The organism is Echinimonas agarilytica, assembly GCF_023703465.1.
Classification (GTDB): domain Bacteria; phylum Pseudomonadota; class Gammaproteobacteria; order Enterobacterales; family Neiellaceae; genus Echinimonas; species Echinimonas agarilytica.
Genome location: NZ_JAMQGP010000002.1, coordinates 369,022 through 393,055, shown reverse-complemented (window position 1 = coordinate 393,055; position 24,034 = coordinate 369,022). Strand labels below are relative to the sequence as shown.

The 24,034-nt window shown below is 45.8% G+C and carries 16 protein-coding genes; 10 read left to right on the top strand and 6 right to left on the bottom strand.

The features are described 5' to 3' along the window. Positions 1–3: 3 nt before the first annotated feature. From NAF29_RS06025 to prmB, 3 genes are all read right to left on the bottom strand, one after another. Complete coding sequence (locus NAF29_RS06025; protein WP_251260591.1) at positions 4–1,173, bottom strand: MFS transporter; 1,170 nt, start codon at positions 1,171–1,173, stop codon at positions 4–6. 10 nt (positions 1,174–1,183) lie between these two features. Then, positions 1,184–2,284, bottom strand: coding sequence for a chorismate synthase (gene aroC / locus NAF29_RS06020; protein WP_251260590.1), 1,101 nt, complete (start codon positions 2,282–2,284; stop codon positions 1,184–1,186). A gap of 111 nt (positions 2,285–2,395) precedes the next feature. Further along, positions 2,396–3,316: a 50S ribosomal protein L3 N(5)-glutamine methyltransferase gene (gene prmB, locus NAF29_RS06015; protein ID WP_251260589.1), complete on the bottom strand. Its 921-nt coding sequence runs from the start codon at positions 3,314–3,316 to the stop codon at positions 2,396–2,398. A gap of 11 nt (positions 3,317–3,327) precedes the next feature. Between prmB and smrB the strand changes: the two genes are divergently transcribed. Then, complete coding sequence (smrB, locus tag NAF29_RS06010) at positions 3,328–3,921, top strand: endonuclease SmrB (protein ID WP_251260588.1); 594 nt, start codon at positions 3,328–3,330, stop codon at positions 3,919–3,921. Here the strand turns inward: smrB and sixA are convergent. Next, on the bottom strand, positions 3,918–4,397 hold the full coding sequence (gene sixA, locus NAF29_RS06005; protein WP_251260587.1) for a phosphohistidine phosphatase SixA: 480 nt from the start codon (positions 4,395–4,397) through the stop codon (positions 3,918–3,920). The two genes, smrB and sixA, sit on opposite strands and share 4 nt — an antisense overlap. 201 nt (positions 4,398–4,598) lie before the next feature. Here sixA and NAF29_RS06000 point away from each other — a divergent pair, with 201 nt between their 5' ends. The 3 genes from NAF29_RS06000 (at position 4,599) to NAF29_RS05990 (ending at position 12,593) form a co-directional block, all read left to right on the top strand. Continuing rightward, entirely contained in the window at positions 4,599–7,382 is a 2,784-nt protein-coding gene (locus tag NAF29_RS06000; protein ID WP_251260586.1) for an insulinase family protein, read from the top strand. Between the two features lie 145 nt (positions 7,383–7,527). After that, positions 7,528–12,015 carry an EAL domain-containing protein gene (locus tag NAF29_RS05995; RefSeq protein ID WP_251260585.1) on the top strand — a complete coding sequence of 1,496 codons (4,488 nt, stop codon included), beginning with the start codon at positions 7,528–7,530 and terminating at the stop codon, positions 12,013–12,015. Between the two features lie 203 nt (positions 12,016–12,218). After that, complete coding sequence (locus NAF29_RS05990) at positions 12,219–12,593, top strand: hypothetical protein (protein ID WP_251260584.1); 375 nt, start codon at positions 12,219–12,221, stop codon at positions 12,591–12,593. Positions 12,594–13,060: 467 nt separating this feature from the next. Here NAF29_RS05990 and fadJ read toward each other — a convergent pair whose 3' ends face one another. Beyond that, positions 13,061–15,187 carry a fatty acid oxidation complex subunit alpha FadJ gene (gene fadJ / locus NAF29_RS05985; protein ID WP_251260583.1) on the bottom strand — a complete coding sequence of 709 codons (2,127 nt, stop codon included), beginning with the start codon at positions 15,185–15,187 and terminating at the stop codon, positions 13,061–13,063. Continuing rightward, on the bottom strand, positions 15,184–16,500 hold the full coding sequence (gene fadI, locus NAF29_RS05980) for an acetyl-CoA C-acyltransferase FadI (protein WP_251260582.1): 1,317 nt from the start codon (positions 16,498–16,500) through the stop codon (positions 15,184–15,186). Before fadI ends, fadJ begins: the two co-directional genes overlap by 4 nt. A 384-nt stretch (positions 16,501–16,884) precedes the next feature. On the opposite strand from fadI, the gene NAF29_RS05975 reads away from it, so the two are divergent. The 6 genes from NAF29_RS05975 to NAF29_RS05950 are packed head-to-tail and all read left to right on the top strand — an operon-like array spanning position 16,885 to position 24,002. Next, entirely contained in the window at positions 16,885–17,841 is a 957-nt protein-coding gene (locus NAF29_RS05975; RefSeq protein WP_251260904.1) for an AAA family ATPase, read from the top strand. Beyond that, positions 17,841–18,803 (top strand): DUF58 domain-containing protein, encoded by a 963-nt coding sequence (locus tag NAF29_RS05970; protein ID WP_251260581.1) that lies wholly within the window; start codon positions 17,841–17,843, stop codon positions 18,801–18,803. The genes NAF29_RS05975 and NAF29_RS05970 overlap by 1 nt, the downstream gene beginning before the upstream one ends. Continuing rightward, the gene (locus tag NAF29_RS05965) at positions 18,800–19,315 is read left to right on the top strand and encodes a DUF4381 domain-containing protein (protein ID WP_251260580.1); all 516 of its coding nucleotides are present in this window, start codon (positions 18,800–18,802) and stop codon (positions 19,313–19,315) included. Before NAF29_RS05970 ends, NAF29_RS05965 begins: the two co-directional genes overlap by 4 nt. Next, entirely contained in the window at positions 19,309–20,319 is a 1,011-nt protein-coding gene (locus NAF29_RS05960) for a vWA domain-containing protein (protein WP_432763230.1), read from the top strand. Before NAF29_RS05965 ends, NAF29_RS05960 begins: the two co-directional genes overlap by 7 nt. After that, complete coding sequence (locus NAF29_RS05955) at positions 20,316–22,352, top strand: VWA domain-containing protein (protein ID WP_251260578.1); 2,037 nt, start codon at positions 20,316–20,318, stop codon at positions 22,350–22,352. The genes NAF29_RS05960 and NAF29_RS05955 overlap by 4 nt, the downstream gene beginning before the upstream one ends. Beyond that, the gene (locus NAF29_RS05950; protein ID WP_251260577.1) at positions 22,353–24,002 is read left to right on the top strand and encodes a BatD family protein; all 1,650 of its coding nucleotides are present in this window, start codon (positions 22,353–22,355) and stop codon (positions 24,000–24,002) included. The last annotated feature ends 32 nt before the right edge of the window (positions 24,003–24,034 follow it).

Below are 24,034 nucleotides of genomic sequence, written 5' to 3'. Positions count from 1 at the left end.
TCGTCAAGCGGATTGCTTTGACGGTTTGGCCAAGGTGAATTGAAACAATACAACAGCAGCCAATGCCAAAGTAGCGCAAGCCACGTAAGACACGGTTGCCCCTTCCCCTTGTGCCCACAACGGTGCAACTAATGCCGCCCCTACCACACTGCCAGCACCAAACCCCATACCACTATATAGCGCTTGAGCTTTGCTTTGGTGTTGGGCATCGACATTTGAATGCAACCAACGCATAGAACACGCATGTACCATTCCAAAACTAGCAGCATGCAGCAACAACGAGGTCAGCAATAGCGGCCAGACATCTGAAAAATAGGCCATGAGCAGCCAGCGCACAACGGTAAGCACCAATGCAAGTCGCAATATTCCCAGTAACGACCATCGCGCAAAGCAATAGCCTATTCCCCAAAATAAAGCCACTTCAGCCACAACACCTAAGGCTGACAAACACCCCGCCATAAATGAGCTATAACCAAGGTCATTCATATGCAAAATGAAGAAAGTGTAATAAGCACCATGACTGCTTTGGATTAAGAAAGCGCATCCGACCAGCCCAATCAGCGGCCAAGACAAAAATCGAGAACCTCCCGCATCCTGGCTTACAGATTTTTGGGGTGCTTCAGGTTGCTTAATTAACAGCAGAATGGCAAATAAAAGCAGTGAAAGTAACGCACCAATAGCAACAAAGGCTTGTGCGCCATAATCAGCAATGGCAACGCCTGCGAAGGTCGCAATTACAATAAAACCAATGCTACCAGCACTTCTTACCTTGGCGTAAAGCCCCTCTTTCGACGCTAAGCGTCGCAGTGAAATCACCTCAATTTGCGGCAAGATCGCGGTCCAAAAGAAGTTAAATGCAGCAAGTGCGATCAGTCGTTGCGTGCGCGACTCAATCCAGAACAGCAATAGTAAGCAGAGCAGAGCTAAGAAAATACCAATCCGCGCAATCAGTACGTGCTGCCCAGTGCGGTCGGCTAAGGCAGACCACAAGCTCGGCGCGATAATTCGCATGATTGACACTAACGCAAGAGCAATTCCGATGCTTTCAGAATCATAACCAAGCCGGTCGAGGTAAACACTTAGATAGGGAACAACCAGCCCTACGATTGCAAAAAACGCAAAATAAGCGCCGCTCAACGACATAATATCGCTGCGGCGCGCTGGGCTAATCACATAAGACTCGCTATTTTATAGAACCTGGTATAGGTGAAATTGGACCGGATACGCCCGCATTTTGGCCACGATGACGCAATAGTTGATCCATTAAGGTAATGGCCATCATCGCTTCTGCAATAGGCACCGCTCTAATTCCCACACATGGATCGTGACGACCTTTAGTGATCACTTCCGCAGTATCACCGGAATTAGTAATAGTTTGACCTGGTACAGTAATGCTAGATGTAGGTTTCATCGCAATGCGCGCCACAATATCTTGGCCGGTGGATATTCCACCCAAAACACCGCCAGCGTGATTACTAGCAAAGCCTTGGGGTGTAAGCGTATCTCGGTGTTCGCTGCCTTTTTGTGTGACGGTATCAAAACCATCCCCAAACGCGACACCTTTAACAGCGTTAATACTCATCAATGAATGTGCCAACTCGGCATCGAGGCGATCGAATACGGGTTCACCGAGCCCTACAGGAACACTTTTAGCCACCACGGTCACTTCAGCACCAACCGAATCGCCTTCTTTTTTCAAATCACGCATGTATTGGTCAAGCGCTTCTAGCTTGTTCACATCAGGACAGAAAAAAGCATTGTTTTCAATTTCGTTAAAATCGATAGTTTCTGCTCGGATAGGCCCAAGCTGCGACAAATAACCCCGAATTTCTACCCCATGCACTTGCTTGAGGTATTTTTTAGCGACGGCACCGGCGGCCACGCGCATTGCCGTTTCACGAGCAGATGAACGTCCACCACCGCGATAGTCACGGAATCCATATTTCTGGTCATACACATAATCGGCATGGCCTGGACGATATAAATCTTTAATGTTGGAATAATCATTGGAGCGCTGATCGCCATTCATAATAATCATGCCAATGGAGGTACCTGTGGTTTTCCCCTCAAAGATGCCCGACATAATTTTCACTTCGTCGGCTTCTCTGCGCTGAGTTGTATAGCGCGAAGTTCCCGGTTTACGACGGTCGAGGTCAATTTGTAGATCTTCTTCAGTAATTTCCAAACCCGGAGGGCAACCGTCAACGATACAGCCCAATGCTGTACCATGGCTTTCGCCAAAAGTGGTCACGCTGAACAGCTTACCAATCGTATTTCCTGACATATTGATTCTACGTCCGCTTTTATTAATGAAAGTTTTCGGATGATTTATTCAGCAATCACCGATTCATACAAGGCCATTCCCATTCGCCTTGTATATTGCTAATTTGTGTGATTATCCAAACACAGCTCTGTGGGTCAACAAACTATTGCGATCAATCACAAAAATGCCATCACCACCATTTTGGAATTCAATCCAAATAAACGGTACATCTGGAAAGGCATGTTGCATATGAACTTGAGAATTACCCACTTCACACACTAAAAGCCCATTTTCAGCTAAGTGATCGGGCGCTTCTCTGAGCATGCGTCGAACCAAATCTAGACCATCGTGTCCTGCAGCCAACGCTAGCTCAGGTTCATGCTGATATTCTTCCGGTAAATCAGCCATGTCTTCGGCATCAACATACGGAGGATTGCTCACAATCAAATCATATGTGGTGCCGGATAAAGCATCAAAGCAGTCTGATTCCATGGGAAACACGCGTTCATTGAGGCCATATTCACTAATGTTGATCTCAGCCACTGCCAGCGCATCGGCTGAAATATCAACGGCATCAACTTCTGCAGCGGGAAATGCATGAGCCAAAGCAATCGCGATACAACCACTGCCCGTGCATAAATCAAGAATACGCTCAGGGACATGTTTTAACCAAGGCTGAAACTCGTGCTCAATCATTTCTGCTACCGGCGAGCGAGGGATCAGCACACGTTCATCAACATAAAACGGTAAGCCTGCAAACCACGCTTTATTGGTGAGATATGGCAACGGCAAACGCCTTTCAATTCGGAGAAGAATCAAATCAACAACGGCTTGGCGCTCGGTGCGGGTTAATCTGGCAGTAAGAATTTCATGCCCTACATCACCGGGTAAATGTAACGCATGAGTGACCAGCGCCACCGCTTCATCCCAAGCATTGTCAGTACCGTGACCTAGATAAATTGCGGCCCCGTTAAATTGACTGGTCGCCCAACGGAGTAAATCTTGAATTGTACTCAATTCAGCCACGGCTTCTTCAATAATATTTTTATCCATCAAGTATTACCTTGGTAACTCAAGACTTGGCAGGTAAAATCAAACACATTATTACGATTTTTAAAACCACAATGAGCGATCAACCTGAAGACCAAGAACTAGAATTTCGACAGCTTATGGCCGATGTAAAACAATTGCGGCAGGATACCATAACGCCCCCAGTACAGCGTAAAAAAATCCGTTCCGACAAAATTGTTGCACAGCAGAAAACAGCACAGCGAGAGGCTGATTTCTTTTTCTCTGATACTTTCGAAGCTCATTTTGACGACGACGAAACCGTTCGATGGTTATCGCAATCAGCACCCGCTGATGCGGTAAAAAAACTCAAGCGCGGGCAACTCGAACCTGAGTTGTTACTTGATCTGCACGGCATGACTCAAGCACAAGCAAAAATTGAATTAGCAGCGCTATTAGTTGAAGCGCAGCGTCAAAACATTGATTGCATCACCGTTATGACGGGCTTGGGCACAGGCGTGTTGAGAAAAAGGTTGCCCCATTGGTTGGTTCAGCATCCTGCAGTATTAGCATTCACGCAAGCGACAAAGGCTTGGGGCGGCCGCAGCGCACTACTGATTATGTTGGAAACGTCTGATCCTATATTTTAACGACATTCGTTGGGTGCTTTAATCCACTTCAAAGCCCCCATTTGAGTTTCTATGTCTAATTCTAGACAAGCAACACCCGACGTCCAAAAGATTGGGGATTGCTTTGCAGAGTCCAACGCCTCTACCAAAAAAGAAACCAGCGGCATATGGCTCAGTACCAACACGGACGACACTGCTTTTGCATTTGCAAGCTCCCATAAATAACCCGCAGCCTGCTCAGCGTGAGCAGCAGGGATAAGGTATTCGTGAGTTTCCTCTACGGCGTGACCAAAGTGCCAACTGGTCTTAACGGCCTCCAGCGACTGCTGAGCTCTGACGTAAGGACTTGATAGGACATAATCAATCTTCGGTTGAAGCGCGGATAACCATCGCCCCACCAAAGCGCACTCTGAGGATCCCAGCGGGGTCAACTGACGTTCTTTATCTCGCCCAGCCAAGCTTTCTGCTTCGCCATGACGCATGATGTATACCAGCATTGAATCTGCCTAGCCTAAAAGAAACTATATTTTTGTTGGCGCATTGTACCCTTCCAGCCCACTAACTCAAGAGAACATTCATTACAAGTCACAAGCATAGTTTCAAACGCTAACAAATAAAATTTTTGACTGTTATCCCAACATGGTTTTGAATTCAATGTCTACTATTACGTATCAAACTAAATTAATTGAGAAAATCGAGTGAGAAAGAGTCCACAGGACCACCGCGATTACAGAACCTTGAAATTAGAGAACGGACTGCGCGTTTTATTGATTAGCGACCCACAATCTGAACAAGGTGCTGCAGCTATGGCGGTCAATGTTGGACAATTTGACGACCCGACTGAACGACCCGGCATGGCCCACTTTCTCGAACATATGCTTTTTTTGGGTACCGAGAATTTTCCAAAAGCAGGTGAATACGCCGCATATATCCAACGCAATGGCGGTAATCACAATGCTTGGACCGGCACTGAACACACTTGTTTTTTCTTTGATGTACAAGCCCCAGCCTTTGGCGAAGGGTTGCAACGCTTTAGTCAATTCTTTGTTTGCCCACTGTTCAATCACGATTGCATCGACAAGGAGCGCAATGCGATCGAGTCAGAATTTCAAATGAAGGTGAATGATGACACGCGGCGTATTTATCAAGCACATAAAGAAACCGTCAACCCTGAACACCCGTTTAGCCGATTCTCGGTCGGAAATTTACAAACGTTAAATGATTCAGAAAATACGCTTCGAGATGAAGTGATGTCCTTTTATCAACAGCAGTACGATGCAAAACGAATGACATTGTGCGTGCTAGCCCCCATGGATTTGGATGATTTGCAAGAAGGTATCGAGTTTTTGTTTAGCTCTATTAAAACAGGCACTAATATTGAGCGGCTAACATTACCTGAGCTTTATTTACCCGAACATTTACAGATCAATATTGACGTTAAACCGCTCAAATCAATGCGACGAGCCATGATCTCGTTTCCGCTTCCTCCTCAAGCCCAAAACTACCTTACGAAACCCGTGGCCCTAATGAGTCACTTATTGGGCTACGAAGGCCAACGGTCATTATTTGCTGGACTTAAGGACCAAGGACTCATTAACACTCTCACTGCCGGTGGAGGCATTAAGGGAAGCAACTATCATGATTTTAACGTGTCTTTAAATTTCACAGAGCTCGGCTGGAAGCATCAAAATAAAGTCATCGAAGCATTATTCGGATATCAAAAGTTGATTCGACAACAAGGCATAGAGGAATGGCGATATTTAGAAAAACAACGGTTGTACCAGCAAGCATTTGAATTTTCGCAACCTTCCTCTGCACTTGATACTGTGAGTCATCTTGTGATGAACATGCAGAAATATGCAGCGGAGGATTATATTTTTGGCGATTACGCGATGACTGAGTTCAATGGCGATCAAATTATTGATTTAAGCCAACGACTCACCCCCGATTCCATGCGAGTCACCCGAGTTCATCAAGACGTTAAAACCGATCAAGTCTCCTCTTGGTATAACACCCCTTACCGAGTGTCTCAGATTGATTCGTCGAACCTCAATCAATGGAACACACTTCAAATTAGCGACCAAAGCTGGCAATTGCCGCCAGCCAATCCATTTATCCAAGAGACACTCAAGGCCAGAGAGCTCGATAGAAGCCAACCTAAACCTAGGCTTTTAGTAAAACGCCCAGGGTTGAAAATGTGGCATGGCCAAAGTAAAAGTTTCCATCAACCAAAGGGGCATTTATACATCGCATCAGACAGCCCTTTGGTGGACGCTCAACCTGAACACCGGGCATGGACAAAGCTCTATGTTGATATGCTTTACGATGAACTGAGCGAAATAACTTATCAGGCTGAAACTGCGGGTATTGGTTATGAGCTATTCTCTCATTCAACCGGCGTATCGCTGCATTTAGGAGGTTTTACCGGACGCCAGTCTTTTTTACTTGAACTTATTTTCGAGCAATTTCGTAATCCCAAATTGAGTAAATCTCGCTTCATCGAAATTCAATCGCAATTGCTGAGAAATATTAAAAATCAAGCGAATACAGGCCCACTCAACCGGCTGTTTGCAACACTGTCTAACTTAGTCCAACCCGCCAGCCTCACCCCTGAAAAAATGGCATACCATATAGAGAACACCAGTCATGATGACATTTTGGAGTTTTCCAGTACATGGCGAAAAACCATTGCTTTGGAGGTGTTGGCCTACGGAGATTATACGGAGTGGGAGGCGCGATCTTTGGCTGATCAGATGTCGAGCCAAGTGTTTCGCGAAGGTGTTCCCTACAACACTCCGGCAAAACAAATCGCTTCCATTGCAGGATTTGGGCAGCTCAATCATCGAATCGACAATCAACATCAAGATTCAGCGCTAGTAATTTACTATCAAAGCCAACATGCAACACCATACCGTACCGCCTTGTACGCACTAACCAATCAATTAATGAGTGCAACGTTCTTCAATGAACTCCGAACGCGCCAACAATTTGGGTACAGTGTGGGTACCGGTTATATGCCACTTGCGTCCTATCCTGGACTGTTGTTCTACGTACAATCGAACGTGGCTGGGCCAACTGCAATCATCGACGCTATCGATGACTTTATCCAACAGTTCCCTTTGGTGCTGCTTGAATTAAATGAAGAATCTTGGCAACAAACCAAGCAATCTTTGATGGCACAAATTATGGACAAAGATCGCTCATTGCAGGAAAAGAGCAAACGGTTCTGGGTCAGTATTGGCAATGGCGATTTAAAGTTTGATCAACGAGAACGGATTATCGAAGAGCTCAAACAAATTTCACGCGCAGACGTGTTGAAGTTTATCGTCACCCAACTACGGCCTAAAAACGCTGATCGCGTTGTGCTCTCAGCGCTTGGTTCAAGCCATAATCATATTGAAGAAGACGACTTACTTGACGATATTGGAAGCATCGAGTCATTTCAGGAAAGAGCGACCCGACTCAGTCGACAAGTAATTTAGAGCTGTAACTCTTACTAATCCTTTGACATCCAGAGTCCCATTCCGTATAAAAATGAATTAACGAATTATTCTTACCATTCCTTTACATAAGGCGGTAGTCGGCGTGGAAGTTATCAGCCGTGTGCACAATTAAATCAGCTTTGCGATGAACTCTAAACGCTGCTTGGATGCACTATTAAAATTTTGTCTAACCGTTACTGCCATCCTGGCAGTGATGATGGCCTCCCCTGCATCGTCTAGCGGCGTAACTCAACTTCAACAACTCAAAATCAACGAAACGCGCAAGCAAACGGACGTGTTTTCTATAGTAGAAGATGTGAACGGCTTTATCTGGCTTGGCACTCTTGAAGGCCTCTATCGGTTTGATGGTTCTAATTATCACGGCTACAACTACGCTTCGACTGATCCGAATAGCTTAAGCAACAATTTGGCTCGAGTCGTATTCAGCTCAAGTAAAGGCGACTTGTGGGTCGGCACTCAAAATGGACTAAACCGATACTTACCGGAAATAGATGGGTTCAAGAGGTACTTATTTGAAGGAAATCATTCGGATCTAAATGGTGAAACGATTTGGGGAATCTTTGAATCATCAGAACACCGTTTGCTCGTCAGTACTAACCAAAACATGTACGAGTTAGATAATGCGACCGATACGTTCACTCCTATCCTGGAAGTAAACTCGAAAGCTGTCGAGATTAAATCGATAATTTTTCAATCAGAACGTAGTATTTTAGCAGCTACATATGCCAACGGCTTACTTGAACTCAATATTCAAAATGGTACGATCGAAGCTCATCAACAAAACGATATCTTCACAAACAAAGAAACCTTGCTGCACGATATTACTCCCATATCGAGCGACCAATATTGGATTTCTACCAGCGATGGGGTGTTTATACTGGATCGCCAAACGATGCGTATCTCTAAGCATCATTCTCAAGTTTTGTCTCACATACCAACGCGAAGTATTCTAAAAGCTGCCAATTCATCAATATGGGTGGGTACTGAACAAGGGTTATTGTTAAGCCAGGACAGCTTTACATTTAAACTAGTTCGAGATGGTAATGCAGATACAAACGACTACATTTATAACTTGTTCGGTGATGGCTACGGCAATATATGGGCTGGTGGCAGATCTTTATTTGGCCTCCATAGAATCACCGCAGACCCATTTCAGTACTATGAAATAGCTTTAGATGATAACCCCGCAAACTTATCAAACATTTTAGCCATCGAAAAATCATCTTCAGGAATTTGGATTTTAACTGATAAAGGCGAACTCGCTCTGTGGGATCTGCTATCACAACAAGCAAAAATAATTGCTATTCTTCCGAGCGGTAACGTAACACACATTGATTCTCGACTTAGATTAGACCCAAAGCAAAGCTTATTATGGGTAAGCTCCGATGCGGGTTTAATGAGTTTGAATGTGAATACGAGCGAGCTCGAATACCATCAGATTATGATTGGGGACACCCTACTATCAGGAACATTCGATTTTGAAATTGATAGTTCCGGCTATATTTGGATAGCGAGTAAAAGCCATGGTTTACTGCGATATGATCTAACAAATAACACCACAATTCAGTTCTCTATTCCAGATGGTTCAAGTGCACTTAATACATTAACTCTCGAAGCTGACGGCACCATTTGGCTTGGTACCGAAAAAGGAGTTATATCGTTCAATATAGAAAACCAAAAATTCCAAGAAATAGAGTTGGCCGACTCTATTTGGGTTTCGTCAATCGCAACTGATGAATCTGGGATCTGGTTAGGAACACTTCTTGATGGCATCTTTTTTCTCAACAAAGAGTCCGGCACCACACGCCAATACAGCATAAAGGACGGTTTAACCGACAATGGGATATGCCATATAGTGCCCGTTGATGGTAACGGAGTATGGATGGCAACTAATTTTGGAATTAGTTTCATCGATAGGTTTACCGGCCGAGTGTCTAGCTATAACAACCGTAATAGCGTACAAAACATTGAGTTTAATCAGCATGCTGGCACTATATCTGATAGCGGAAGTATCTATTTAGGTGGAACATCTGGCTTTACCAAATTTCATCCGAAAGCTGTGGTCCCGGTGGAATATCAAGGGCAAGTGCAACTCGAGAACTTAATGGTATTCAATGAAGTCATACTGCCTCATGGCGAACACAATCGACTTTCAGCTCAAATCAGCTCTTTAAAACCAGTTCACTTGCTGGCTAATGATTCCCCAGTCACGATTGAGTTTTCGTACCCGTCACCGGCATACGCCAATACAATTTCATATCAATATCGATTAATCGATCAAGATCAGGCTTGGTTGAATACGGATTCAAGCCACCCCAGAGCGACATATACCAATCTCTCACCTGGAGATTTTGTATTTGAAGTCAAAGCAGTAAGTCAAGATGGCTTATGGGAAAGTGATCCGACACAAGTATCAATCACCGTCGGCCCGCCGCTTTGGCGCACACCTGCCGCCTACGTTTTATATGCCGGTTTCTTAATTGTGTTGTTCATGGGTTACCTTCGAATCAATCAAAAGCGCAATGAACAGCAAAAGAAAGTCGCCGAAAGCGAAGAACGATTGAAGTTATCTTTGTGGGGAAGCGGAGACGAACTTTGGGATTGGCATATCTCCACCGGAAAAATCTATCGCTCCAATATATGGGGGCTTTTAGAGTTCCCCAATGACGGACGACGAAATCCACATAACGGAGAGCAAAGCAACATACATCCAAGGGACCTAGAGCGTGTTCAAAATGCTTTATCTCGGCACTTTGACAATGAAACCACCTATTACGAAGCAACGTATCGTGTTCGAAACAAAAGCTCAGAATGGATTTGGATTTTAGACCGCGGCAAGATTGTCGAACGCGACGAAAATAATACGCCGACACGAATGACCGGTACTATCAAAGATATCAGCAAACTTAAAGAAGCAGAGCAACGCCTCACGCTGTTTGCTCGCTCATTTGCAAATATTTCAGATGGCGTATTCATTCTCAATCGTCGCTTTAGAGTCGTTGAAGTGAATGAAGCTTTCGCACTTATTACTGGCTTTAACAAAAACCAAGTTGTAAATCACTCTCTGCGGTTTAGAAATTACCCGCCCACATTCACTGAACAAGTGAAAATGAGGCTGTCAAAGCAAGGACGTTGGGTCGGTGAACTCGAAGATATTCGTCAAGATGGAAAATCGTTTTACCTAGAACTTGCTATCGATCCTATCTCAAGTGAAGAAGGCGATGTCACCCATTACGTAGGCGTATTCTCTGATATTACTCGAAGAAAACAAACCGAAAACGAACTCCATCGCCTAAGTGTTGAAGACACTCTCACGAAGCTGCCAAACCGCTCGTGGTTCCAAGCTGAACACGAAAAACTGGTCAGCAAAAATACACGTCATGCGTTGATGGTGTTTGACCTTGATAACTTCAAAAAAGTAAATGACTCACTCGGCCATGCAGCAGGCGATGAGCTATTAAAGCAGGTTGCGGTTCGACTCAATCATTGCACTCGTCGGCAAGACACTCTATTTAGACTCGGTGGTGATGAGTATGCCGTATTGATGGAAGACACCACCGATATTAATACCATCACCAAAACCGTTAAAAATCTACAAACAGCACTAGAACGTCCTTTTGCAATTGCAGCCCGCGAACTCGTAGTGACTTGCTCTATTGGTGTTGTTTTATATCCTCTTGACGGCGAAAGTTCCGAAGAACTGCTTCGTAATGCTGATACAGCCATGTATCACGCAAAGAGCCAAGGTAGTAATGGCTACGTGTTCTTCTCGTCGCAAATGAACCAGAGCGCAATGCATCAGCTGCATATCGAATCGCTATTGCGCCAAGCCATTCGAGACGACAATTTTACACTCCATTTCCAACCGAAGTTTACTGCAAGCACCAACGAGCTCGATGGTACCGAAGCGCTCATTCGTCTCCATCATCCAGAGCACGGCCCCATCTCTCCTGGAGAGTTTATTCCACTAGCAGAAGACAATGGCTTAATTATTGAGATTGGAGATATTGTCCTGCGAAAAGCATGTTTTGCTGCTGAAAAATGGCGCAAAGAAGGTTTGATGAAGGGACGTATTGCGGTCAACGTGTCTGCACGACAGTTCGCATCTCCTGACTTAACTCAGCGCATTGAGAGGACTCTTGAAGTCACAGGTCTGCCTGCACATTGTCTTGAGCTGGAGTTAACCGAAGGAGCACTGGTTGAAGATCCCGAAGGAGCAATCAAAGTGATGCAGTCCATTCGCAAAATTGGCGTGCATATTTCGTTGGATGACTTTGGAACGGGTTACTCATCGCTCGCATACTTGCAGCGCTTTCCGATCGATACTCTGAAAATCGATCAAACATTTATTCGCGACTTAACCTCAACAGACAGCGGCCGTAATATGGTCTCGTCCATTATTGCCCTCGCCCACAACCTAAACCTTACGGTCGTCGCAGAAGGTGTAGAGACAGAAGCGGAGCGCAAAGTGCTCACAGAGCTTGAATGTGAAACCTTACAGGGCTTTCTCATGAGTCGCCCCCTGAACGAGACAGATTTCGCTGCATTTTTACATATCCAAAGCAATCAACGTCTAAACCGCCCTGCGATGTCTGAAAACATACACGACTAGTCCTTCACTCTCCCTTTAAACACAAATCATTCTCACTGCGTCAATAACTCGTCAGCAATCAACTGGCTGTTTAAATTCGCGTCAAAAAACCTCAAAAAACAAAATAAAATCAAACAAAAACAAAACCTTAAAACCAATGGCACTTCCTTTGCTCATTAACTTTGCGTTTCATAATCAAACCAAAAACACAAAGGAAATTTACCATGTTAACTAGCTTATTACTTTCAATGTCTCTCGCTGCTGCACAAGCCCCTGTAATTGAAACTACACAAAATGCTGAGCAAGAGCGTATCCAAATTCGTATCTCCCCTGAGCAAGAACAAGAGCGTATCCAAATTCGTATCTCCCCTGAGCAAGAACAAGAGCGCATCCAGATTCGTATCTCCCCTGAATTAGCTCAATTGAATACGGCATCAGACGATCGAATTCAAATTCGTATCTCCCCTGAGCAAGAACAAGAGCGCATCCAGATTCGTATCTCCCCTGAATTAGCTCAACTGAATACGGCATCAGACGATCGAATTCAAATTCGTATTAGCCCAGAACAAGAGCAAAAGCGAATTCAAATCCGAATCTAACAGGAGTTTTCTATATGTTCGATTCAATTATGCGTTTACTCACAGGTAAAGCAAAAACATATAAAGTGGAATTACCCGAAGGTTTAGAGCAACTTGAAGTGATTCAAGCCAATCGCTGGTGGGGATAAAAAAACGGGCAGGAGATCATCTCTTCTGCCCGTTTTCATAAAGCTTTGTGCTCAGTCACTCAGAACAATACCAATTGTGCATCACGCCCAATGTGACGTTGCCAGTGCATCCGACGATGAGTCCGCATCAATATCAAACCCAACGGTCCAATCATCAACACGATCAGTGGCCATGTTTTGGCATTCATTTGGTTTAATTGAGCCGAATAAAAAGCCCAGATAGCCAACACTACATTGATTAAAACAAGCAACGACAACACAAATGCAACTCCAGTGTGAACAGACAACCATTATAAGCTGTCACTTATAAAACACTACCTAGATCACACTTTTATCGGCCTAGTAAAAAGACTCGTTGTTTTTAGCCATTGATTTCAACAAGTCACATGGCGTAAAACGTTCACCAAATTGCTGCTCAAACTCAGTCAGTCGTTCAACAACTTTATCTGCGCCCAAACGGTCCATATAGCGGAATGGCCCTCCTAAGAACGGAGGAAAACCAATGCCAAAAATAGCGCCAATATCTCCATCACGCGCAGATGCGAGTATCCCCTCTTCTAAACAGCGAGCAGCTTCATTCAACATTTGCATCACACACAACTCAACAATGCGATTTGCAGGTAAGTGCCCTGCTGGGGTCACACCTAACGTTGCATACACCGTGTCATCAACTTTTTTCGGGCCTTTTTTCTTAGCACCGTACTGGTAGAAACCACGACTGTTTTTCTTACCTTTACGATCATCGGCAATGAGCTTGTCAAAAGCTGCAGGAGCCGTAAAACGAGCGCCAAGCTTCGACTCAAGTATTGGAGAAATCTTTGCTCCTACATCAATACCAACTTCATCAAGAAGCGTCATTGGCCCCACAGGGAACCCGAATTTAACCAATATTTTATCAAGTTTTTCAACAGGCTCGCCACTTAACAGTAATTGCGCTGCTTCGTTCATGTACAACGCAAGAATACGATTTACATAGAAGCCTGCGCCGTCTTTTACAACAATTGGCGTTTTGCCTTGCTTACGCGCAAAAGCTACAGTCGTGGCAATAGTTTCATCCGATGTGCCCGGGTGCGCAATCACTTCGGCTAACGGCATTTTATCCACGGGTGAGAAGTAGTGAAGGCCAATGACATTCTCAGGACGAGAAGCAGCCTCAGCAATATCTGAAATAGGTAAAGATGAAGTGTTTGATGCAAAGATCGTGTGCTCGGCACAATGCGCTTCCACTTCCTTGACCATCTGATGTTTTAGCTGAATGTCCTCAAATACGGCTTCCACAACAATATCAACATCTTTGACACCAGAATAATCGAGCGTGCCGCTTAATAAGCTCATGTTCTGATCACGCTCAGATGCAGTCATGATTCTTCGCTTCACTTTTTTCTGAAGTAAATCATAAGAATACTTCAATGCATGACCGATACCGACTTCACTAATATCTTTAATACGCGCAGGTATGCCAGCCTTAATTGCTGTCACATTGGCAATGCCCCCGCCCATCAGCCCGCCACCTAACACCATCGCCTTATTGACTTGCGCAGGTTCAACCCCTTCTACACCAAATTCTTTCTTCATTTCTGTGGTTGCAAAGAAGATCTGTCGCAACTCAACAGATTCTGGCGACATGACTAGCTCAGAAAACAACTTTGCCTCCTTTGCTAACCCTGCTTGCATGCCGTTATTGAGACCAAACTCCACCACTTCAACAATACGCTCGGGCGCAGGGTAGTTACCCTTAGTTTTGCTCAAGAGCTTTTTGCGCGCTTGGTCAAATAAAACTTTTTGTCCCAGTGCATTAGTTTCGAGCAACTTGCCCATCAAATCGCGCTTAACAGTACGAACTGCAGGCTTGGCTTTGCAAGCCAGCACCTTCGCTTCGCGCAATAAAATACTCGCAGGCACTACATCGTCAACTAATCCTGCTTTCAACGCCTGTTTTGCACGCAGCTGTTTACCAGTGAGCATCATATCAAGTGCTTTGGTTGCCCCCACAAGTCGAGGCAAACGCTGTGTACCGCCGCCGCCAGGCAAAAGCCCCAGTTGTACTTCAGGTAAACCCAAGCGCGTTTTCTCATTGTTGGAAATGATGCGGTGATGACACGCCATTGCGAGCTCGAGTCCTCCACCTAAGCAAGTGCCATCAATCGCGGCCACGACCGGCACGTGAAAATTCTCTATTTCAGAAAACACTTCATGCCCTGACAAGGCCAAAGCTTCAGCCTCTGCTGCGGTCTCGCAGGCATCGAGCATGCTGATATCAGCTCCAGCAACAAAGCTATCTTTTTTGCCACTGATAATCACCACACCCACGATGTCCGAAGTCGCTTTAATGTCTGTCAAAACGCCTTTAATTTGTGAAGCGAATTCAGCTTTTAATGTATTCACTGACTCGCCAATCACATCCATGGTGACAATGGCAACGCCGTCACTAAACGTTAATGAGAACGCGCTATTCTGTGTGCTCATGAGTCCACCTCTACAATCATCGCCGCGCCTAACCCACCGGCTGCACATGCTGTTGTCAGTCCTAATCCTCCGCCTCTTCGGCGCAGTTCATTGAGGGTTTGTGTAATCATTCGAGCACCTGTCGCTGCAAATGGGTGGCCATAAGCAATGGAACCACCATTAACATTAAATTTGTCCATATCAATGTCACCAATGGCTTGGTTTAGGCCCAATTTCTCGTTGGCAAATGCCTTAGAACCAAACATTTTCACGTTCGCCAACGTTTGGGCAGCAAAGGCTTCATGCATATCGATCAGCGTTAAATCATTCAATGTTAAACCTGCTCTTGCTAGAGCTAATGGCGTGGCATAACTTGGCCCCATTAGCATGTCTTCCCAAACATCAATCGCTGAAAAGCCGTATGAACGAATATAGCCCAAAGGCTCATACCCTAGGGCCTTTGCCTTAGATTCAGACATCAATACAACAGCGGCTGCACCATCGGTCAATGGTGTACTGTTGGCGGCAGTGACAGAGCCATGTTTGCGGTCAAAAGCTGGGCGAAGTCGCGCATATGATTCGAGTTTAGAGTCACCCCGAACCACATTATCTTGTTCAATAAAGCTTTTAAAAGGAGGCGTATGAACCGTCATTACTTCCGGCTTAAGCAGGCCATCTTGCCAAGCTTTGGCTGCTCGTGTGTGCGAGCGATGCGCAAGTGCATCTTGATCTTCTCGGAGGATGCCATGTGATTTGGCCATTTGTTCGGCAGTTTGTCCCATGCTGAGGCCAGTGGAATATTCGGCAACAGCTGGTGGTACAGGCATCAGATGTTTAAGTCGCAAGCGCTTAATAATGTTTAAACGTTGTCCTAGCGTTCGCGCTTTATTCAGTTCGACTAACGCGGTGGCAAGCGTTTTAGAAACACCAATCGGCAACACCGATGAGGAATCTGCACCACCGGCCACACCCACATCAGAATGTCCTGCCATAATACTTTCCGACACGTTAGCGATGGCCTGAAAACTGGTAGCACAAGCGCGAGACACACTATATGCATCGGTCGCGACGTTCATCCCCGTGCCCAATACAATTTCACGCGCAATATTGGGTGCTTCTGGCATTTGTACAACTTGACCAAAGACCAGCAGATCAACCTCTTTAGGCGACAGCTCTAAACGCGTCAATAGTTCTTGGACTACAACTTTCCCCATGTCTACTGCGGGGATTTTATGAAACGCTGTTGCTTGTTTGGCAAATGGGGTTCGAAGCCCTGAAACAACGGCAATTCGGTCACCGCTCAGGGTCGTCAAGGGAATAGCATTCGCAGACATGGGTGCTCCTGTAGAGTTCTATCGATAAGCCTCTTTTATTAGAGGTCTGACCTGTAACAACAACTGAGTGTATCAGGTTCAGATTATTTTAAAACACCTGTTTTGATTTGAACCAAGTTCAAAGCTTCTTAGTTCATTAATTCACGGCTCTGGACGAATAAGTTTAGACAAGGTAAAACTAGGTGCGATTTAAAAGTGCGTGAGTGTTTCCCCACGCCAAGCGTGTGCTAGGTGACAAAAAGTATAGATTTTGAACAAATCAGGAGACTTCGATATGACAAATCTTTCGTATTTGCATAACGTGACATATTTTGAAACTTTACAGTCCCTCATTGGTATAAAAATTAGTGTAATGTTGCTCACAAACACGGAGTACGCAACAGGATTATGAAACAAGCATTCGAAGCCTTAGCTGAGTACATGGGCACTCAAATTATTGGTCAGCCCGAATTAGTCGAGAACATGATTATCGCCCTTCTTGCTGAAGGTCACATTCTTGTTGAGGGCCCTCCTGGGCTGGCAAAAACCAGAGCAGTTAAAGCTCTCTCAGAAGGTATTGAGGGAGACTTCCAGCGTGTTCAATTTACACCTGATCTACTCCCTGCCGATTTAACAGGGTCAGAAATTTATCGTCCTGAAGATGGCACATTCAAATTTCAGCCTGGCCCGCTGTTTCATCCGCTGATCCTGGCCGATGAAATTAACCGAGCACCAGCAAAAGTTCAGTCAGCATTGCTCGAAGCCATGGCTGAACAACAGATCACTGTCGGTGGAAAAACCTATCCTCTGCCCGAATTGTTTATGGTGATGGCCACGCAAAACCCCATTGAACAAGAAGGCACTTATCCGCTTCCAGAAGCGCAGCTCGACCGTTTTTTAATGCACCTTTCTTTGGATTACCCCAAAGCTGATGTTGAGCAAGAAATTTTGCGCCTTAACCGAGCAGAAGCACAACACAGCGCCCCGGTAAGAATCACGCCTATGCCGCTTGCCACACTATTTGAAGCCCGTCAGCAAACATTATCGCTACACATGGCAGATATAGTAGAGCGTTATTTGGTCGAGCTTGTTGTTGCCACACGGGAACCGGCCAAGTACAGCGCTGAATTGGCGCAATGGCTGTCTTATGGTGTGTCGCCTCGCGCAACAATCGCTTTGGAGCGTTGTGCTCGAGCACATGCATGGCTACAAGGCCAAGATTTTGTCTCACCCGATAATGTTCAAGCCGTGTTCGCGAACGTCATGCGCCATCGATTGCTGCTGAGTTATCAAGCTGAAGCCAGCGGTATCAACGCAGAACAAGTGGTTGAATATATTTTAGACAAGGTACCTGCACCCTAATGAAATGGTGGTCTTCAGAAAATCAGTCTGAGGCTCAAGCGCAGCTTACTCTTGGCGATGGCATTCATATCACCATGAACGATTTGCTCGCATGCCAGCCGCTTGCAGGCTTGCTGTCGCTGCGCCCCGATCCACGTTTAGTGGGGCGCCGCCACGGACAATACTTGTCTCGAATGAAGGGACGAGGCATGGAATTTAGCGAAGTCAGAGCCTATCAACAAGGCGATGACATTCGAGCTATTGACTGGCGTATTACCGCAAGAACGGGCAAAGCCCATACCAAACTGTATGAAGAGGAGCGCGAACGCCCAGTCTTTATCTTGTTAGATTTATCGGCTTCAATGCGTTTTGGTTCAAGCCTCTATTTAAAATCTACTCAAGCATGTTATCTGGCCGCGGCCTTGGCTTGGTCGTCTTTTAAAGGGGGCGACCGCGTTGGCATGGTATGCCTTACCGATCACCAATTTAGCGAAGTTCCTGCTCGCGCCAGACGTCAGGGATTGACACACGTGTTAGAAACCATTGAAGACAGTCATCAGCACCATTTGGCCGAGCAGGGTCAGTCCCCATCAAACCGCTTAGGCCAAGCACTTGAACATTTAAGGCGTCATGCCCATACCGGTGCAATGATTGCTGTGATTAGCGACTTTCAAAGTTTAGATGCAGAATCCGAGCAAGCCCTAGCGATGCTCAAACGTCACAATCAAATTATGACGTTCAATATATTTGATCCGCTTGAACAGCATCTCGCAGAAAAATTTAAAGGCGACCTTTGCGTTAGCGATGGTGTTGAAAGTGGTTTGTTAAACTTATCAAACAACTCAGTTAGAGATGACTATCAACAACGCGTAATGCGTCAACAGCAATACTGCCGACAAGTTCTTTCGCAAGTGACACGCCACCAATACAAATTAAGCGCAGCCATATCGCTCGAACAACAGTTGCAAGGAGCTTTATTATGAGCTTCTACAACCTCTTTTTGACCGTTGCAACGCAGCAGCAATTACCGATCGCCGACATTCATTTACCCCGGCTGTCGGGTTGGTTTCCACTCGCCCCGGGTTGGTGGGCGGTGTTGGCTGTTTTAGTCAGCTGCATAGCGGTTGTCGTAACACGCTATATCAAGCAAAAGAAACACCGTGAATATGCTCAGCAAGCAAGCCAAGAAATACGTTCTTGGCCTCGTTCCAAAGTGAATCCAGAATCTATCAATGAAGTGCTGAAAGTGGTGGCTTTACGCTACAGTCAAGCACCTCATGTTGCTTCTCTTAGCGGTCAAGCTTGGCAACAATGGTTATCCGCACATACTGACACACAAGCTAAAGCTCACGTTCTACCAATGATTGAGCAATTAAAATCCTATCAATATTCAGGTAAAAGCATGACACCAGAACATGCTGAAGCCCTCCAAAAAGGCGCCTCAAGCTGGGTTGCGCAAAGCTGGAAAATCACCAAGAAAGAGGCCAAATCATGACGTTTGCGTGGCCTTGGCTGTTCATATTACTGCCACTACCTTGGGTTGTTCGACGCTTTTTACCGGCTCAGCCCGCACAATTGGCAAAGTTATATTTACCCACAGCAACGCAATTAGCGGGGCAAATGAGAGATGTAACACCTCAACGATCGCAGCTTGCTCTAATTTGGGTGATCTGGATACTTCTGATTGCCGCGATGGCCCGCCCTCAATGGGAAGGCGAACCTATTGGTCGTCCTCTGGAGGGAAGAGACTTGATGGTGGCCGTCGATTTATCACAATCAATGTCGATTAAAGACATGAATCTCAATGGTCAAACAGTGGATCGTCTGACCATCGTAAAACAGGTACTCAGTGACTTTATTGAGCGCCGACAAGGCGACCGCATTGGCCTTGTGCTGTTTGCCGATACCGCCTATTTACAAGCCCCTCTCACATTCGATCGAAAAACTGTCTCTACGTTTTTAGATGAAGCAGTGCTTGGTTTAGTCGGCAGAATGACCGCCATTGGCGACGCTATCGGTGTTTCAGTTAAGCACATGTTGAACCAAAAATCGGACCACAAAGTGCTGGTGTTACTCACCGATGGTGACAATACCTCTGGCAAATTCAGTCCAGAGCGTGCGACTCAGATCGCCAAAGAATATGACGTCACCATCTATACCGTGGGTGTGGGTGCTGAAGTGATGGTGAAGCGCTCTTTGTTGGGTAGTCAAACCATTAATCCTTCGAGTGACCTCAATGAACGCGGCCTTACAGCAATTGCAGAAGCCACAGGAGGCCGTTACTTTCGAGCCAAAGATGCCCAAAGCTTGGCAGAAGTTTACAGTGCCATTGATGCTTTGGAACCCGTGGCAAGTGACTCCACTTTCTTCCGTCCCATGCATGATATATTTTTCTACCCGTTAGCCGCAGCACTTGGTCTATCGGTGCTGCTCTTCATCGTACGCTTATTACAAAACGGAGAATTTAGAAAAACCAAAACGGGAGGCTCTAACGCATGATTGATTTCGTTTGGATTCGCCCAGATTGGCTATGGGCACTTGTACCTTGGGTCATTTTGACATTGGGGTTTGTCATTTATAAACCCAAGAAAACCTCATGGCACTCGTTGATTTCGCCACACTTGCAGTCACGCATGGTGCAAAAACCCGAGAAACATCAAAACCCCACACCTCTATTCATAAGCGCTTTGCTCATTGCAATTATTGCGTTATCGGGGCCAAGTTTTAGAACATTGCCTAGTCCTCTATTTAGTTCTGAGCAAGCCCGCGTGTTGGTGCTTGATATGAGCCTTTCGATGTGGTCAACCGACGTATCGCCGAACAGGCTCAGTCGTTTACGCTTTAAAGCCATCGACTTCGTAAAAGAAACGAAAGGGGGTGAAACAGGCCTGATCGCATATGCCGGTGATGCCTTCGTCGTCAGCCCAATGACGGGTGACGGAAAAACGCTGAATAACTTTATTGGTTCGCTTTCACCCGACATTATGCCGTCATATGGCTCTCGCCCTGATATCGCGATGGAAAAAGCCATCGAGCTTTTAACACAAGCGGGCCACCAGCGCGGCAGTATTATTTTAATCACTGATGGTATTTCAGAAAAACGAGCGGAAGCGGTCAGTACCCTACTGCAATCAACGGATTACACGTTGAATATCATGCAAGTGGGCACCGAAATTGGCGCGCCGATCAAGCTACCTAATGGCGAATTGTTGAAAAACAACGCAGGCGGCATAGCTGTACCCACTGCGAATCACAATATAAGTAAGCGTTTAGCGCGTGAGACCGGAGGTATTGCAGTCACCATGCGCAGTAGTAATCGTGATATTGAGTTACTGGCAAAAGCTAGCTCTAAGGCTGCTCTGAGCGATGCCGAACGTCAGCAACAAATAGCCCAAGTGCGTGAGGACTTTGGCCCCTATCTAATGCTTTTACTAGCTCCATTCATGCTACTTTTATTCCGCAAGGGCGCAATTATCACGTTTGTGCTAGTGCTGTTCTGGCAGCCTCCACATGCGCATGCATTTGAGTGGCAAGATTTGTGGAAAAACAAATCACAACAAGCAGATGATGCATTTCAAAATAAGGATTTTGGCCGAGCTGCCGAGCTGTATCAAAACCCAATGCAAAAAGGAGCAGCGCTATATCGCAGTGGTGATTTCGAAGCGGCGGCAAAACAATTTCAAACTGATGGCAGTGCTGACGGACATTACAATCTCGGCAACGCGCTTGCTCAACAACAACAATTTGATGATGCCATCGCCGCCTATGAGAAAGCTTTGGAGCTTGAACCCGGAATGGAAGATGCCTTGCACAATATCGAGGTGTTGAAACAACTCCAAGATCAGCAAGATCAGCAAGATCAGCAAGATCAGCAAGATCAGCAAGATCAGCAAGATCAGCAAGATCAGCAAGATCAGCAAGATCAGCAAGATCAGCAAGATCAGCAAGACAATAGTGAACAAGAACAGTCGCAAGACAACTCTGAATCGGAACAATCTGATAGCAATTCATCAGATTCTGAAAACAGTTCCGACGACACTTCTGAATCAAATAATCAGGATGATCCACAAGAATCTGACGCCAACAAAACTAACGACGATTCAGACCAACCACAAAACTCAAATGAACAGCCATCAGAGCAAGATGAATCGGATGAGCCACAAAATCAGAATAGCGACTCAGAGGAGTCCCCTGAATCAGACTCCTCTGAGCCAGAAGAGTCAGCGCAAGACAACAGTGAAGACTCCCAACAAAGTCAGTTGCAACCTGATCTTGCCGAACAATCTCCACCAGATTCCCAACAAGGCAGTGGCTCTCCAGAACAACACCCAGCCCAAGCGGAGCCTGAACAACAAGGCCCTATTGTGGGACGACCCACTGACGACGAATCACCCGACGCAGAAGAAATAGAGGACGTGCGGCTCAATACATTGCCAGACGATCCGGCTGTGCTGCTCAGAAACAAAATGCAATTAGAATATCGTAAACGCCAGGCCGATGGACGCCTGATGACCGATGATGAGGTTTGGTAAATGCATCGTTTATTTATATGGATTATTGTACTGGTCGCATTTCCGGCTAAAGCCCTCACCAGCATTGAGGCCACAATTGATAAAAACCCAGTGCTCACGAATGAATCATTTGTACTGCAAATTGTAGCCGACGACGACATTCCAAGAGATGCCATCGACACGAGTATTTTGTTGAAAAATTTCGTGGTTGGTCAAACACACGTGAATCGTTCTACCAAGAGCGTAAATTTCAAAACTTCACGCTCCACAACTTGGACAACCGTGCTCATTGCTCGCACGCCTGGAACCTATACCATTCCGGCTTTTCGCTACGACGGAGTTGCTTCTCGCCCAATCAGCCTGACGGTTGCAAAAGAAACTCAAGGTGCCGCCAATCAACGCGATATCTATATAGAAAACAAAATGTCGACCGAGCGCGCTTACCCAGGACAAGTCGCTGTGCTGGATACCAAGTTGTACCTATCGGTGCAACTGGAGCGAGGACGCTTGTCCGATCCGGAAGGCGATGGCCTGGACTTTTCTCAAATGGGAGAAGACACGGACAATATTGAAATTGTAAATGGTAAACGCTATCGCGTGATTAGCCGCAAATATGCAGTATCAGCTGAAGAAAGTGGCATGTATTCATTGCGCCCGCCCATGTTTGCCGGAACGGTCGTAACGGCCCAGGCTCGTAGCTTCTTTGACAATGCCAGAACACGACCAGTGCAAGTGGTATCAGATGACAAACAGCTCTTTATCATGCCGATTCCTGATGAGGCAGAACAACCGTTCATTCCTGCTGAATATATCACTATCGAAGAGCAATCTGACGACCAATCAAGTATTTATGTGGGCGAACCTGTCAGTCGGAAAATTGTCATTACTGCGAATGGTATTTCAGAAGATAGGCTTCCCGTCTCAGGTGTTCAGTACCCTACCAATGTGAATGTTTATCCTGATAAGACTGAGACCAGCACCACATATCGTGGCAATAGCGTCATTACGCAACGAGTTGAAACATCTGCATTTATTGCGACAGAACCCGGTACTTTAAGTTTGCCCCCAGTGACCTTGAAGTATTGGGATACGCGATACCATCAAATGGCGGAAGTGACACTTCCAGCTCGCTCAATAGAAGTACTTCCAGCTCAAGCTGCCACAGGAGAACCAGAGGTCGCACTGCCAGATTTTGAGGCAACGCCTACTCGCGCTCCGGTATGGCTTTACTCGGCGCTCACTGCCGTTTCAGTACTTTGGTTCGTAACGCTATTGGCTTGGTGGCTTCATGTGCGTTATCTCAAGCAGATATTGCCTAGTCACATAAAAGTCCCACCGAAGAAGCCAAAAGCCCCGCAAAATGAAAGTTGGAAAGACTTAGTTCAGGCACTCGAACAACCACAAATGGGCGATCTGAGTCAGCCTATGCGCCGTTGGCTTAAGGAAACTTATCAAGTGTCGACTTTGAGTCATTTGTTGGTGCAACACCCCGAATCATCACAACATATCAAAGCCGTCGAAGTGCTTTACAATAAAGTGAAGTCCACACGCTACGGCCATGATTCATCCGACGCGTCATGCAAAGAATTGAAGCAGGCCCTTGAATTCATGCGAGATGAACTAACGTCTCAAGGCAAAGCAAAGTCCGAAACATTTGAATTGTATCGTTGAGGACATTCCGAGACGCCAACGTCATCAACGTT

What these genes read in the sequence shown, in the direction of transcription:
- aroC (WP_251260590.1), bottom strand. Translation starts at nt 2,284, where the DNA reads ATGTCAGGAAATACGATTGGTAAGCTGTTCAGCGTGACCACTTTTGGC.
- prmB (WP_251260589.1), bottom strand. Translation starts at nt 3,316, where the DNA reads ATGGATAAAAATATTATTGAAGAAGCCGTGGCTGAATTGAGTACAATT.
- sixA (WP_251260587.1), bottom strand. Translation starts at nt 4,397, where the DNA reads ATGCTGGTATACATCATGCGTCATGGCGAAGCAGAAAGCTTGGCTGGG.
- NAF29_RS05995 (WP_251260585.1), top strand. Translation starts at nt 7,528, where the DNA reads ATGAACTCTAAACGCTGCTTGGATGCACTATTAAAATTTTGTCTAACC.
- NAF29_RS05990 (WP_251260584.1), top strand. Translation starts at nt 12,219, where the DNA reads ATGTTAACTAGCTTATTACTTTCAATGTCTCTCGCTGCTGCACAAGCC.
- fadJ (WP_251260583.1), bottom strand. Translation starts at nt 15,187, where the DNA reads ATGAGCACACAGAATAGCGCGTTCTCATTAACGTTTAGTGACGGCGTT.
- fadI (WP_251260582.1), bottom strand. Translation starts at nt 16,500, where the DNA reads ATGTCTGCGAATGCTATTCCCTTGACGACCCTGAGCGGTGACCGAATT.
- NAF29_RS05970 (WP_251260581.1), top strand. Translation starts at nt 17,841, where the DNA reads ATGAAATGGTGGTCTTCAGAAAATCAGTCTGAGGCTCAAGCGCAGCTT.
- NAF29_RS05965 (WP_251260580.1), top strand. Translation starts at nt 18,800, where the DNA reads ATGAGCTTCTACAACCTCTTTTTGACCGTTGCAACGCAGCAGCAATTA.
- NAF29_RS05955 (WP_251260578.1), top strand. Translation starts at nt 20,316, where the DNA reads ATGATTGATTTCGTTTGGATTCGCCCAGATTGGCTATGGGCACTTGTA.
- NAF29_RS05950 (WP_251260577.1), top strand. Translation starts at nt 22,353, where the DNA reads ATGCATCGTTTATTTATATGGATTATTGTACTGGTCGCATTTCCGGCT.